The 13,720-nt window shown below is 68.2% G+C and carries 10 protein-coding genes and 1 tRNA gene; 8 read left to right on the top strand and 3 right to left on the bottom strand.

Annotation, left to right across the window (positions count from 1 at the left end):
* Positions 1–30: 30 nt before the first annotated feature.
* Positions 31–107 (bottom strand) — tRNA-Lys (locus tag KAK88_RS12555).
* A 94-nt stretch (positions 108–201) separates the two neighbouring features.
* On the opposite strand from KAK88_RS12555, the gene KAK88_RS12560 reads away from it, so the two are divergent.
* From KAK88_RS12560 to KAK88_RS12575, 4 genes are all read left to right on the top strand, one after another.
* Complete coding sequence (locus KAK88_RS12560; protein WP_242076857.1) at positions 202–1,284, top strand: CaiB/BaiF CoA transferase family protein; 1,083 nt, start codon at positions 202–204, stop codon at positions 1,282–1,284.
* 73 nt (positions 1,285–1,357) lie between these two features.
* Complete coding sequence (locus KAK88_RS12565) at positions 1,358–1,621, top strand: hypothetical protein (RefSeq protein ID WP_174086312.1); 264 nt, start codon at positions 1,358–1,360, stop codon at positions 1,619–1,621.
* Positions 1,622–1,665: 44 nt separating this feature from the next.
* The gene (locus tag KAK88_RS12570) at positions 1,666–3,456 is read left to right on the top strand and encodes an autotransporter assembly complex protein TamA (RefSeq protein WP_242076858.1); all 1,791 of its coding nucleotides are present in this window, start codon (positions 1,666–1,668) and stop codon (positions 3,454–3,456) included.
* A complete protein-coding gene (locus KAK88_RS12575; RefSeq protein WP_242076859.1) occupies positions 3,453–7,691 on the top strand; it encodes a translocation/assembly module TamB domain-containing protein in 4,239 nt (1,412 codons plus the stop codon). Before KAK88_RS12570 ends, KAK88_RS12575 begins: the two co-directional genes overlap by 4 nt.
* Positions 7,692–7,712: 21 nt before the next feature.
* Here the strand turns inward: KAK88_RS12575 and KAK88_RS12580 are convergent, their stop codons facing one another.
* A complete protein-coding gene (locus KAK88_RS12580; RefSeq protein WP_242076860.1) occupies positions 7,713–8,054 on the bottom strand; it encodes an arsenate reductase family protein in 342 nt (113 codons plus the stop codon).
* On the bottom strand, positions 8,054–8,596 hold the full coding sequence (locus tag KAK88_RS12585) for a hypothetical protein (RefSeq protein WP_242076861.1): 543 nt from the start codon (positions 8,594–8,596) through the stop codon (positions 8,054–8,056). Before KAK88_RS12585 ends, KAK88_RS12580 begins: the two co-directional genes overlap by 1 nt.
* 97 nt (positions 8,597–8,693) lie before the next feature.
* On the opposite strand from KAK88_RS12585, the gene KAK88_RS12590 reads away from it, so the two are divergent.
* The 4 genes from KAK88_RS12590 to astB are packed head-to-tail and all read left to right on the top strand — an operon-like array spanning position 8,694 to position 13,699.
* Positions 8,694–9,944 (top strand): hydrolase, encoded by a 1,251-nt coding sequence (locus KAK88_RS12590; protein WP_242076862.1) that lies wholly within the window; start codon positions 8,694–8,696, stop codon positions 9,942–9,944.
* 1 nt (position 9,945) lies between these two features.
* Positions 9,946–10,953, top strand: coding sequence for an arginine N-succinyltransferase (locus KAK88_RS12595; protein ID WP_242076863.1), 1,008 nt, complete (start codon positions 9,946–9,948; stop codon positions 10,951–10,953).
* Positions 10,950–12,365: a succinylglutamate-semialdehyde dehydrogenase gene (astD, locus tag KAK88_RS12600; protein WP_242076864.1), complete on the top strand. Its 1,416-nt coding sequence runs from the start codon at positions 10,950–10,952 to the stop codon at positions 12,363–12,365. Before KAK88_RS12595 ends, astD begins: the two co-directional genes overlap by 4 nt.
* Positions 12,362–13,699, top strand: a complete 1,338-nt coding sequence (gene astB, locus KAK88_RS12605) for an N-succinylarginine dihydrolase (RefSeq protein WP_242076865.1) — start codon at positions 12,362–12,364, stop codon at positions 13,697–13,699. Before astD ends, astB begins: the two co-directional genes overlap by 4 nt.
* The last annotated feature ends 21 nt before the right edge of the window (positions 13,700–13,720 follow it).

Raw genomic sequence — 13,720 nt, forward strand, 5'->3', positions numbered from 1 at the left:
AGCAAAAAGCCCGCCGAAGCGGGCTTTAAATGGTACGTCCTCTCGGGCTCGAACCGAGGACCCTCTGATTAAAAGTCAGATGCTCTAACCAACTGAGCTAAGGACGCACCGCGCGACGTCCGGGCTGGCCCGAACCGTCGAAGGGCGCCTTCTGTTGTAATCCGGCCTTCCGGTCAAGACCCGGTCTGCTACTCATTGGGCATGAAACCGTTAAATGGCGTCCGCATCATCGAATTCGACGGCTTGGGGCCGGTCACCTTCGCCGGAATGATGCTGGCGGACCTGGGGGCGGAGGTGGTGCGTCTGACGCGCGACGCCTCGGCCGGACCGGCGGTTTTCGACGAGGTCGGAGGCGAGGTCCTGCATCGGGGACGAGCGGGCGTTCCGGTCGATCTGAAATCACCGGCTGATCGCGAGCGCATCCTGCAGCTGATCGATGGGGCCGACGCGGTGATCGAGGGCTTTCGGCCCGGCGTCATGGAGCGGCTGGGCTATGGTCCCGACGCCCTCCAGGCGCGAAAGCCCGCGCTTGTGTTCGGACGTGTGACCGGATGGGGCCAGACGGGGCCGCTGGCGAATGCGGTGGGGCATGATCTGAATTACATCGGCCTGTCGGGCGTGCTGCACGCCATGGGAGAGGCGGGTCGTCCGCCCTCCCCGCCGTTGAACCTGGTCGGAGATTACGGCGGCGGGGCCATGTTGCTGGTGGTCGGGGTGCTGGCCGCGCTGGTGGAGGCCAGGACGACGGGCAAGGGACGCGTGGTGGATGCCGCCATGACGGATGGGGCGGCCCTGCTGGGCGGCCTGTTCCAGGCCTTGCGGGGTCGGGGACTGTGGAGCGACCGGCGCGGATCCAACCTGCTGGACGGCGGCGCGCCCTTCTATCGCTGCTACGCCTGTCGCGACGGCGGGTTCGTGGCGGTGGCGGCGCTGGAGCCGCGCTTCTACGCCGCGCTGCTGGCCGGCCTGGAGATCGATCCGGCCGAAGCGGTTCAATACGACATCGCCGCCTGGCCGACCCTGCAGGCGCGGCTTGCCGCCTTGTTCGCACGCCGAGACCGTGACGACTGGAGCGCCCATTTCGCCGGGACCGAAGCCTGTGTCACGCCGGTGCTTAGCTTGGCCGAGGCGCCGGATCATCCGCACAATCAGGCGCGTGGAACATTCCAAAGCGGCCTGCCGCAAGCCGCGCCCCGCTTCGACGGCGTAGTTGCTCCGCCCGCCCCCAGGTCCGAACTGACCTTGGATCAAATGGTCACAAAATGGTCCGATCACGCAGGATGACCGACGCAGATTTGGGCGCTAAGGGAACAGCTTAGCGCGACAGGCGTTTGGACGGCGGAGACCGGGGACTTTCATGACACGCTCGATTTTTGTCTTGGCCGCCGCCGCAAGCGTGCTCGCGCTGTCGGCCTGCGACGACCGTCCTTCGCGTTCGGACGACGACTATCGCGAGATGTCGGTCGAGCCGGCACCCCCACCGGTCAAGGAAGAGGCCCCTCCGCCCGCGCCAGAGGTTCAGGACCCGACGCCCACACCCCCGCCGTCGACGACGCTTCCGCCTGAGGAACGCACGTCGGAACAGTCGGTCCAGCCCGAGAGCGAGACCCTGTTCTACTGACGAACAGGTATGCCGGGGGGCGTCCTTTTGACGAAAGATCGAGTTTGACGTTCAGGCCTACCCTGCTGGTCGCCCTCGCGGCGTTTTCGGCCTGCGCCCATGCAGCTGCGGCGGAACCCCGCGCGCAAATCCGGGGCGACATGGACGGCGATCTGCGGCGGGCGCTGGAGCGGGCCGTGGGCGAGGTGGATGGCCCGCCGGCCAGCCGTTTTGAGGCGCGTCGTCGCGCCGAAAGCGCCGTGACCTCGGCGACCGCCCTGCTGCGGTCCGAAGGCTACTATCAGCCTGTCGTCGAAGACATCGTCGAGGGCCAGGAGACGCCGATCGCGGTGGTTTCGGTCGAACCGGGGCGCCGTTTCCTGCTGACCGATCCGACGATCCAGTGGGCCGATCCCGCCCCAGAGGCCGAGGCGGCGGATAAGGCCAAAGACGCCATTGCCCTGAAGGCCGGCGATCCGGGGCGAGCGGCGGACGTCATATCCGGCGAAGGTCGGGCCGTGGCGGCGCTGGTGCGCGACGGCTATGCCGACGCCAAGGCCAATCCGCGCCGTGTCGTGGTGGATCACGCGGCCTTCACCGTCGCGCCGGAATATCGCATCGCCTCCGGCGCGCTGGTGCGTCTGGACGGCGTGCGCCTGACCAGCCAGGGCCGCACCAATACCGCCTGGGTCGCGGGCCTGGCGCCGTGGAACGAGGGCGATCGCTACGATCCCGAAATGGTCGCGGAGCTGGAACGCCGGCTGCTGGACACCGGCGTCTATGACGGCGTCAGCGTCGCACTATCGCCACTGGATCAGATCACCGCCGACGGCCATCGCCCGGTCGTGGTCAGCCTGCAAGACCGCCCCCGTCGCGTACTGGAAGCCGGCGCCACCTGGTCGACGGCGGAGGGCGCGGGCGTGGACGTGATCCAGACCCGCTACAATCGCTTCGGCCGCGCCGACACCTTGAGGCTGGAAGCGCGACTGGCTGACATCGACAGCCGGATCGGCGCCGACCTGTCCCTGCCTCACTGGCGTCGGCCCGGCCGGACGCTGAAGCTGGGCGCGGCGGTCGTCAACGAGGATACAGACGCCTATCTGCGCACCGCCGTGGTTCTGTACGCCGACCTGCAGCAGCGGATCGGCAAGACCTCCTATTTCAACTACGGAATCGGGCTGGACGCCGGGCGCTACAGCGAGACCCGCTATGATTTCACCACCCTGCCCCCGCAGCGCGTGACCTTTGACCGTGATCTGGCGATCATCACCGCGCGGACCAGCGCCTACATCGACCATTCCAACGATCCGCTGAATCCCACCAAGGGCTGGCGGGTCAATCTGGCGGTTCAGCCGACGGCGGTGACCGGCGAGAGCAACATCCTGTTCCTGCGCACCGAAACGCAAGGCACGGCCTACTTCCCTGTCGCGGGTGATCGCACCATCCTGGCCGGGCGCATGAAGATCGGCTCCATCGTCGGCGGCAGCGAGCTGAACGTGCCGGCCGACCGTCTGTTCTATTCCGGCGGCGGCGGTTCGGTGCGGGGCTATTCGTACCAGAACGTCAATCCGCAGCTGCCGGACGGCACGCCACGGGGCGGTCTGTCGCTGTTCGAAACCTCGTTCGAGGTGCGCCAGTCGATCGGTCAAAGCTTCCAGGCCGTCGCCTTCGTCGACGCCGGGTCCGTGGGTTTCCAGGAGACGCCGAACCTGACCAACATGCGCTACGGCGCGGGCGTGGGCGTGCGCTACATGCTGCCGTTCGGACCGATCCGGGCGGATGTCGCCATGCCGCTGAACAAGCGTGAGGGCGACTCGGCCTTCCAAATCTACATCAGCATCGGGCAGGCGTTTTGACCGATACACCGCCCGAAGCTCAGCCTGAAGACGTAACGACGCCGACCAAGGCCGCGTGGCCCGCAAAGCCGCGTCGCGGGCTGGTCAGACGCATCGCCCTGGGCGTGGGCGTGGTGCTGGCCGGACTGCTGGTGCTGATCGCCGCCACCCTGGTCGGAGGGCGCTATTACATCGCCTCGGACGGCGGTCGCGACATGGTGCTGCAACGGCTTCAGGACCTGAAGATCAGCCGTTACGGCCGGCTGAAGGTCTATGGGCTGAAGGGCGATCTGCTGAGCGATTTCACCATCGACCGCATCACATTGGCCGACAGTCAGGGCATCTGGCTGGAGGCGAACAACCTCAGCATGGACTGGTCGTATCTGGCCCTGCTGGGCCGCAGCTTCCATGCGAACGACATCAAGGCCGAGACGATTCGCGTCCTGCGTCGGCCCGTGGTCGAGCCGCCCACCGGCGAACCGCCGAGCCCTCAGCCGATCTCGGTCCGGATCGACAAGTTCGCGGCCAATATCGAACTGATGGAAGGGTTCTCCAAGGAATACGGTCGTTGGAGCCTGTCGGGGAACGCCAGCCTGCCACGCGCCGGGGCCAAGAGCGCGACGGTCAACGCCGACAGTCTGAACCGGCCGGGCGATTTCCTGCGTCTGGCGGCGACTTTCGGCGGCAAGCTGGAAGACACGCGCATGAACCTGCGCGCCAATGAGGCCCAGGGCGGACCACTGGCCGGGGCCTTGGGCTATTCGCCGGATCAGCCGTTCTCGGCCGTCGCGGTTCTGAACGCCGATGTGGTCAATGCGCGGGTCCAGACGGGACAGTTCGTCCCCCTGATCGTCCAAGGCCATTTCGGCGACAAGGGATCGCGCGTGGCGGGCTTCGCCGACTTCAGCAACTCCGACCTGCTGGCGCCCTTCGTCACCAAGATCGGCCGCACCGCGCGGTTCGGCTTCGCCATGGTTCCGACGCCGGACAAGGCCAGCCAGGGCGTGGCGTGGAGGCTGATTTCCGACAACGTCCAGTCCGAGGCGCGCGGCCTGATTCGCAACTCCGATCGCAGCTCGCCTGACGGGATCAGCCTTAATATTCAGACAGCCTCGCTGAGCCGGCTTGTCGGGTCTGATGTCGCTGGACCGGCCGCCTATTCCGGCCTGTTCAAGGGCGATGCCCAGACCTGGACGCTGGACGGCCAGGTCACCCTGCTGAACGCCAATGTCGCCAGCTATCGCGCCACGCGCATCGCCGGACCGCTGAACGTCGCGGTCAAGAATGGCCGCATCGATCTGGACGGCGACATTCGCGCCAACGGCGGATCAGGCGAAGGCATCATCGGGGGCCTCTTGGGTCCGGCCCCGCGCGTGCAGATGAGGGCGGCGCGGATGAAGGACGGCGCCATCCTGCTGACCAAGGTCGATCTGCAGGGCCAGGGCCTGACGCTGAACGGCTCGGGCTCGCGCAATCTGCTGGGCGGGATGAACTTCCGCGGCGAGGCGCAACTGACCGACGCCAGGCGCGTGCTGCCTGAGGCGCGCGGCGCCTTCGGCGGTCCGATCCGGGCCTCGTCGGCGCGTGCCGGCGCGCCGTGGGTGCTGAACTTCGACGGACGGGGTCGCAATCTGACGGTGGGTCTGGACGAGCTGGATCGCCTGCTCGGCAAGACGCCGCGCCTGCAACTGGCCGGCAAGCTGAACGGCGGACGCATCGAGGTCGAGCGCGGCGAACTGACCGGCGCGGCCGGGCGCGCGGGGGCCAAGGGCATCATCGAAACCGCCGGCAAGCTGAGGCTGGCGCTGGACTGGAACGCGCGCGGGCCGTTCGCGGCCGGGCCGGTCGAGATCGGCGGCGACATGAACGGACGCGGCGCCCTGACCGGCACCCTGGCCCAACCGCGCGTCGATCTGACCGCCGGCTTCCAACAGGTCACGGCCGGCGCGCTGACGCTGAACAACGCCGACCTGACGCTGAGCTTCCGCAAGGGCGCGGATGCGTCGGACGGCCGGATTTCGGTGGTCAGCGGCTCGAACTATGGTCCGGCGCGCGCCTCGGGCAACTTCTTCCTGGGCGGGAAGCGCATACGGCTCAGCGATCTGGACGTGGACGCCGGCGGCGTGACGGCCAGGGGCGCCATCGCCCTGTCCGACAGCATTCCCTCCAGCGCGGACCTGACCTTCTCGGCGCGCGCCGGGGCCTTCTTGGCCTCGGGCGAAGCCAACGGACGGGTGCGGCTGACCGACGGCGGCGGATCGGACAGCGCCATTCTGGACGTCAGCGGCCGCAATGTTCGACTGGCGGGTCAGAGCTGGATCATTCGCAAGCTGGATCTGGACGGGCGCGGCACGCTGAACAACCTGCCCTTCACCCTGGCGCTGGACGTGGGCGGCCCCAACCCGGCCCAGTTCAACGGCACGGGCGTCTATTCGCGTCAGAACACGACGCACGGTCTGACGCTGCGCGGCGGCGGTCGGGTGCGTGAGGTGGCGTTCACGACCCGCAGCCCGGCCTCGATCACCCTGAACGGCGCCACGCGCACGGCGCATCTGGATCTGGGCGTGGGCGGCGGCGTGCTGCTGGCCGACCTGCGACAGGACGCGCGCGGCGCCGCGATCCAGGCCGACCTGACGCGGGTCGATCTGGGCTCCATCTCGCCTGAACTGCGCGGCAGCGTGACGGGCCAGGTCGCCCTGCGCGGCGCCGGCAGCGACCTGTCGGGCACGGCCAATATCGCCCTTCAGAACGTGCGCAGCATCGACGCGCCGCGCGGCCTGGCCGTCGACGGACGCGTGGACGCCACCCTGGCGGGCGACCGGCTGAGCATCAAGGCGACGGCGGTCGACGAAGGCGCGGTTCAGGCGTCCGCCGATGTCGTGCTACCGGTCGAGGCCTCGGCCGCGCCGCTGCGGCTGGCCATCGCCCGCACGCGCGAAATGTCGGGCCGGGTGTCGATCAATGGGCAGATCCAGCCGATCTGGGACCTGTTCCTGGGCGGCGACCGCAGCCTGGCCGGTCAGGTGGCGGGTCAGGCGACGATCGGCGGGACGCTGAACGCGCCGCGTCTGAACGGCCGGTTCGATCTGAGCCAAGGCTCCTATCGCGAGAATGCGGTCGGTCTGGTGCTCAGCGACCTGACGCTGCGGACGCGCTTCGACGACACAGCCGCCCAGATCGAGACCTTCACGGCCAATGACGGCAAGGGCGGCACCGTGTCCGGCCAGGGCCGCATCGGCCTGCGCCAAGGGTCGGGATCGAACGCGCAACTGATGCTGAACCGCTTCCGGGTCATCGACAACGATATCGCCGAGGCACGCGCCTCGGGCCCGATCACCATCGTTCGCGGCGCCGACGGCAATATCCAGCTGGGCGGCCGCATCGACATCGACGAGGCCAAGATCGAACCGGAACTGCCCGGCGCGACCGGCATCGTCTCCATGGATGTGGTCGAGATCAATCGTCCCGGCGGCGATCCGGAGGAGACCGAGCAGAAGGCGCGCGGTCCGCAGATCGGCATGGACATCGTCCTGCGTTCCAGCGGCGGCAAGGTGCGGGTCAACGGGCGCGGCCTGAACGTAATCCTGGACGTGAACGCCCGTGTGCGCGGCACCATCGCCCAGCCGCAACTGACCGGCACGGCCAATGTGGTGCGCGGAGATTATGAGTTCGCGGGCAAGCGGTTCGTATTCGACGACACGGGTCGCGTCACCCTGTCGACCGATCCCAAGCAGATCCGTCTGAACCTGGCGGCGACGCGTGAAGATGCGGCCCTGACAGCCTCGATCAACGTCACCGGAACGGCCGCTGAACCCAAGATCGCCCTGACCTCCACTCCGTCCCTGCCCCAGGACGAAATCCTGTCGCAGGTGCTGTTCGGACGCTCGGCGTCGCAGCTGTCGGCCTTTGAGGCGGCTCAGCTGGCGGCCGGGGTCGCGGCCCTGGCGGGCGGCGGCGGGTTCGACGTGATCGGCAACTTGCGCGAACTGGCGGGTCTGGACCGGCTGTCGTTCGGCGGCGACGCCTCGGCGGTCACGGTCGCGGGCGGTCGCTACATCACCGACGACGTCTATCTGGAGGTCATCGGCGGCGGGCAGAACGGTGCGGCGGTCAAGGTTGAATGGCAGCCTCGGCGCAACGTCGCCATCGCCTCGCAGTTCGGCGGCCAGGGCCAGACCAGCCTGTCGATCCGCTGGCGTCACGAAAGCCGCGAGGCGGGCGACCGTCGTCCGAACCGGGGCGGCCGCAACCGCTAGGCCGCCCCGTCGGATTTGTCGCTAGAGAACGTCCAGCACCCGATCCACGGGGCGGCCGATCACCGCGCCCCTGTCCGTCTCGACGATCGGACGTTCGATCAGGATCGGCTGAGTGATCGCTGCGGCCAATAGGGTTTCGTCGTCTGCGCCGGCGTCCAGCAGCGCATTGGCGTCGGCTTCCTTCTTACGCAGCAGGCCGGACAAACCGATGCCGGTTCTGGACGCCAATCGCTCCAGCGTTTCGCGGTCCCATCCGGTCTTCAGATATTCGACGACCGTCGGCTCGACGCCCTGTTCGCGCAGCAAGGCGAGGGCGTTGCGCGACGTGCTGCATTTCGTATTGTGGTAGAGGACGACCGACATCAAGCCTCCTGCTTCAGGCGATGCAGCAGCATGGCGCCCTGCAGCGACGCGACATAGATCACGCCCGACACGACCATGGCCGGCCAGGTCGTCAGGTTGATCCACAGCGGAAGATCCGGCGATGGCAGGGTCCCCAGCAGCCGCATCCCAAGATTGGCCACCACGCTGTAGGCGATCAGCGCCAGCATGATGATCGGGATGGCGCGCGTCATCATGCGCCACTGAACCACCACCACAACGCCATAAAACAGGACGGAGAAGATCGCGCCCGAGGCGATGGCGAAGGGCCACATGACCTTCATCATCTCCTGCTGCATGGCCAACTGACCGGCCGACAGACCCATCTTGGCGTATTCCGCGCTCATCGCCGTCTCGAACCAGCCCGAAGTGAACATCCACCAGGTCGGGATCAGGCCGACGATCAGGGCGATGACCAGCCCGATCACCATAGCGCGCGCCGAACGCTGGGCCTCGGCCATGCCGCGCGGCAGCTTCATCGGGTTCATGGCGCGGAGCCAGAGGTCGATCGTTTTGCGTGTCATTTTGCGTCCCTGTTCGCGCCGGAACCTAGCGGTGATCGGCGATGACTTACAGGCCCCGACCTTCACCTTTGGGGTCGAGGCGTCTAGGGTCCGGCCGATGCGGATTCTGACCTCGGACCAGGCCGTCCTCGACCACGTCGCCGCGCGACGCGAGACGATCATCGGCCGCACCATCGACTGGGCGAACATCAACTCCGGCAGCCGCAACGCCGCCGGGCTGAAGGCTGTGCTGGATGTTCTGGAAGCGGCGGCCGGCGCCCTGCCCGCCCGTGTCGAACGCCTCCCGACGCAGGCTTCGACCACCGTCGGCGACGACGGCTCGGCACGGACCGAGGCCCATGCCGACGCGCTGAAGATCACCGCCCGGCCGGATGCGCCGATCCAGGTCGTGCTGACCGGCCACTATGACACCGTCTTCCCCGCCGACAGCCGGTTCCAGACCGTGACCACGCGGGCGGACGGCGCCCTGAACGGGCCGGGCGTCGCCGACATGAAGGGCGGGATCAGCGTGCTGCTGGCCGCGCTGGAGGCGTTCGAAACCCATCCCGACAAACACGGCGTCGGCTGGACGGTTCTGCTGAGCCCCGACGAGGAAATCGGGTCGCCGGCGTCCGCCCCGCTGCTGGCCGAACTGGGCGCGCTCGGCCATGTGGGCCTCACCTATGAACCGGCGCTGGCGGACGGCACGCTGGCGGGCGCGCGCAAGGGCAGCGGCAACTATCATCTGATCGTGACGGGCCGCGCCGCCCACGCCGGCCGCGCCTTCGACGAAGGCCGTAATGCGGTGGCCGGCGCCGCCATCATAGCCGCCGCCCTGCACGGACTGAACGGTCAGCATGAGGGCGTCACCGTCAACGTGGCCAAGATTTCCGGCGGCGGCGCGCTGAACGTCGTCGCAGACAACGCCGTGGTGCGCTTCAACATCCGGGTGCCGGACAAGGCGGCGGCCGACTGGATCGACGCATCCGTGCGGGCCATCGCCGCGACACCGCCGTTCGAGGGCCTGACGCTGGATCTGCACGGGGGCTTCACCCGTGCGCCCAAGCCGATGGACGCCGCCCAAACCGCCCTGTTCGAGGCGGTGAAGGAAGCCGGCGCCCTGCTGGGCCAGCCCATCGCCTGGAAATCGTCGGGCGGGGTGTGCGAGGGCAACGATCTGCACGCCGCCGGCCTGCCCAATATCGACACCCTGGGCGTTCGCGGCGGCGACATCCATTCGGATCAGGAGTTCGCCTGGCCCGACAGCTTCGTCGAACGCGCGCAGCTGAGCGCTCTGATCCTGTGCAAGATCGCGTCGGGTGAAATCGATGCGGCCAAACTGAAATCCCTGCGGATGGAAACCCTGTAGAATGCTTGTCGTCCGCCCCGCCGGCCCCGCCGATCTCGATCATCTGCTGGAACTCGCCATCCTGTCCGGCCCCGGCTTCACCAGCCTGCCTGAAGACCCCGACGCCCTGGCCGATCGGCTGGAGCTGAGCCAGGCGAGCTTCGAAGGTCGCGTGCCCTGGCAAGAGGCCTGGTACACCCTGATGCTGGAAGACGGCGACACGGGCGACATCGACGGCGTCGGCTCGGTCAAGGCGACGGTGGGGCTGAAGCGGCCCTTCTTCTCGTTCCGCGTCGTCAACAACACCGTCCAGTCACCCTCGCTGGGGGTAAAGCTGGACCACCAGACCCTGGTTCTGGTCAATGAATGCACGGGCTGGACCGAGGTCGGTTCGCTGTTCCTCAAGGCGGATCGGAGAAAGGGCGGCGCGGGCCGTCTGCTCAGCCAGTCGCGATACATGCTGATCGGCGCCCAGCCCGAACTGTTCGCCGACAATGTGCTGGCCGAGTTGCGCGGCGTCTTCACACCCGACGGCGCCTGCCCGTTCTGGGACCATGTGGCGCACAAATTCTTTCCGATGGAGTTCGATCACGCCGACCGGATGACCGGCTCGACGGACAAGCAGTTCATCCTGGACCTGGCCCCGCGCCACCCGATCTATGTCGAACTGCTGCCCGAACCGGCCCGCGCGGTGATCGGCAAGGTCCATCCCCAAGGCGTGCCGGCCATGGCCCTGCTGGAAAGCGAGGGCTTTAGGCCCAATGGTCTGGTCGACATCTTCGACGCCGGTCCGACCGTCGCTTGCGGCCGCGATAATATCCGGACCGTGCGCGATGCCCGGCGTCTGACGATTCAGATCGTCGAGGGCGTCGAGGCCGAGTTGCCGGCCCTGATCTCGACCGACAGCGTCGCCGCCTTCCGTGCCGTCCGCGCCAAGGCCGACATCGATGGCGACGTCGTTCGCCTGACCGCCGAAACGGCCGCCGCGCTCAAAGTGCGCAACGGAGACCCTGTGCGAGTAAAATCATGACCGTCTTCAAATCCACCGATCCCGCGACCGAAGCCACCAACTGGGAGGGCGAGGCCGCCAGCCCGGCCCAGGTTCAGGCCGCCGTTGACGCCGCCCGCACCGCCTTCCCCGCCTGGGCCGATGCGCCGCGCGGCGAACGGATCGAGGGCGTCAAACGCTATCAGGCCGTGCTGAAAGACCGCGCGCCCCAGATCGCCGAGGCCATCGCGCGCGAGACCGGCAAGCCGCTGTGGGAGACCAAGACCGAGGCCGCCGCAATGATCGGCAAGGTGGACATCTCGATCCGCGCCTATGACGAGCGCACCGGCGAACGGACCAGCGACACGGCGTTCGGCCGCGCGACCCTGCGGCACCGTCCGCACGGCGTCGCGGCGGTGCTTGGCCCGTTCAACTTCCCCGGCCATCTTCCGAACGGCCATATCGTCCCGGCCCTGCTGGCGGGCGACACGGTCGTCTTCAAGCCCTCGGAAGAAACGCCCCTGGTCGGTCAGGTGATGGCCGAAGCCTTCGCCGCCGCCGATCTGCCCACCGGCGTGGTCAATGTGGTCCAGGGCGGGCGCGAGACGGGCGCGGCCCTGCTGGACGCCGGCATCGACGCCCTGATGTTCACCGGCTCGGGTGCGGCGGGCGCGCATTTCCGCAGGAAGTTCGCCGACGATCCCCACGTCATCCTGGCGCTGGAACTGGGCGGCAATAACCCGCTCGTCGTGTGGGACGCAGCCGACGCCGAAGCCGTCGCGGGCATCGCGGTGCAGTCCGCCTTCATCACCACCGGCCAGCGCTGCTCGTGCGCGCGTCGCCTGATCGTGCCGGAAGGGCCGCAGGGCGATGCGATCATCGAAGCCATCGCCGCCCTGTCCGACCGGCTGATCTTCGGTCCGTGGGATAGCGATCCCGAACCGTATGCCGGCCCGCTGATCTCGGCGCGTGCGGCTGAGGCGGCGCTTAAGGCGTTGCAGGAACGGATCGACATGGGGGCCAAGGTCATCCGCGCCTCGGGGCCGGTCGCCAACCTTCCGGGCGCCTTCGTCAAGCCGGCCATCATCGACGTGACCGGGATCGACGTGCCGGACGAAGAGATGTTCGCCCCCTTCCTGTCGGTGACGCGCGTCGCCTCGTTCCACGCGGCGATCCAGGCGGCGAATGCGACCCGCTACGGCCTGTCCGCCGGTCTGGTCAGCGATGATCCGAAAAACTGGGACCACTTCATCCGCCGCATCCGCGCCGGCGTGGTCAACTTCAACCGGCCGACGACGGGCGCCGCCGGCGACATGCCGTTCGGCGGCCTGGGGGCCAGCGGCAACCACCGCCCCAGCGCCTATTACGCCGCCGACTATTGCGCCTATCCGGTCGCCAGTTTCGAGGCGGATGCGGTCGCCAACATCGAAGGCGAGATCAAGGGATTGCGATGATCAGCGCTGTCGAGGCCAACGCCGACGGTCTGATCGGGCCGACCCATTCCTACGCCGGTCTGTCTCCGGGCAATCTGGCGTCCAGCCTGAACAAGGGCGAGGCGTCCAACCCACGCGCGGCCGTGCTTCAAGGCCTCGACAAGATGAAGACCCTGGCGGACCTGGGTCTGCCCCAGTTCGTCCTGCCGCCGCATGACCGTCCGAACATTCCCTTCCTGCGGTCGCTGGGGTTCACCGGCTCGGACGCCCAGGTGCTGGAGCGGGCCTGGCGGAGCGCGCCTTCTTTCGCCGCCGCCGCCTGTTCGGCCTCGCCCATGTGGGCCGCCAACGCCGCGACCGTAACGCCCAGCGCCGACGCCGCCGACGGCCGAGTACATTTCACCCCGGCCAATCTGCACACCAATCTGCACCGCAGCCTGGAGCACCGGCAAACGAAGCGCGCGCTGGACGCCCTGTTTGCCGACGCCAGCCGGTTCGCCGTCCATGACGCCCTGCCCTCGGTCGCGCATCTGGCCGACGAAGGCGCCGCAAACCACGTTCGCCTGTGCGCCCAACATGGCGGCCGCGGCGTCAATCTGCTGGTCTGGGGTCGCGAGGCGTTCGAGCCGTGGGACGGCCCCTTCCCCGCCCGCCAGACGCGCGAAGCGTCGGAAGCCATCGTGCGCCGCCACGAAGCCGGACGGCCGGTCCTGGCCCAGCAATCCCGCGCCGCCATCGCGGGCGGCACCTTCCACAACGATGTGGTCTGCGTCGGGGCGCTGGACACCCTGTTCTTCCACGAGTTGGCGTTCGAGGACACGGCCGCAACCCAGGCCGCCATCCGCCGCGTGGCCGATGGGCTGTTCGAGCCGATCTTCGTCGAGATCTCGTCCGCCGATCTGCCGCTGGCCGATGCGATCTCGAGCTATCTGTTCAACTCCATGCTGATCCAGGTGCCGGGCGAGGATCGCCTGACCCTGATCTGTCCGACCGAGACCCGCGACAACCCGTGCAGCCATGCGGTGGCGCAAGCGCTGGCCGCCTCCAACGGTCCGATCGGCCGGGTGCAGTATGTCGATGTGCGCCAGTCGATGCGCAACGGCGGCGGACCGGCCTGTCTGCGGCTGCGCGTCGTCCTGACCGAGGCCGAGCTGGGGGCGACGAACCCGGCCATGCGCCTGACGGACGACCTGCATGCGCGTCTGTCGGATTGGGCCGGGCGCTGGTACCGCGACGAACTGCGCCCCACCGATCTGGCCGATCCTGACCTGCTCACGGAAAGCCGCAGCGCGCTGGACGAACTGACGACGATCCTGAACCTCGGGACCGACTTCTATCCCTTCCAGAGAGGCTGATCCGGCCATGACGACCGTAGC

Origin of the sequence: Brevundimonas diminuta (assembly GCF_022654015.1) — a bacterium.
GTDB lineage: Bacteria > Pseudomonadota > Alphaproteobacteria > Caulobacterales > Caulobacteraceae > Brevundimonas > Brevundimonas diminuta_C.

Bases quoted from the DNA above. Each gene is read 5' to 3' on its own strand.
- astB (WP_242076865.1), top strand. From the start codon at position 12,362: ATGATCAGCGCTGTCGAGGCCAACGCCGACGGTCTGATCGGGCCGACC.
- KAK88_RS12585 (WP_242076861.1), bottom strand. From the start codon at position 8,596: ATGACACGCAAAACGATCGACCTCTGGCTCCGCGCCATGAACCCGATG.
- KAK88_RS12565 (WP_174086312.1), top strand. From the start codon at position 1,358: ATGACACGCTCGATTTTTGTCTTGGCCGCCGCCGCAAGCGTGCTCGCG.
- KAK88_RS12580 (WP_242076860.1), bottom strand. From the start codon at position 8,054: ATGTCGGTCGTCCTCTACCACAATACGAAATGCAGCACGTCGCGCAAC.
- astD (WP_242076864.1), top strand. From the start codon at position 10,950: ATGACCGTCTTCAAATCCACCGATCCCGCGACCGAAGCCACCAACTGG.
- KAK88_RS12560 (WP_242076857.1), top strand. From the start codon at position 202: ATGAAACCGTTAAATGGCGTCCGCATCATCGAATTCGACGGCTTGGGG.
- KAK88_RS12590 (WP_242076862.1), top strand. From the start codon at position 8,694: ATGCGGATTCTGACCTCGGACCAGGCCGTCCTCGACCACGTCGCCGCG.
- KAK88_RS12595 (WP_242076863.1), top strand. From the start codon at position 9,946: ATGCTTGTCGTCCGCCCCGCCGGCCCCGCCGATCTCGATCATCTGCTG.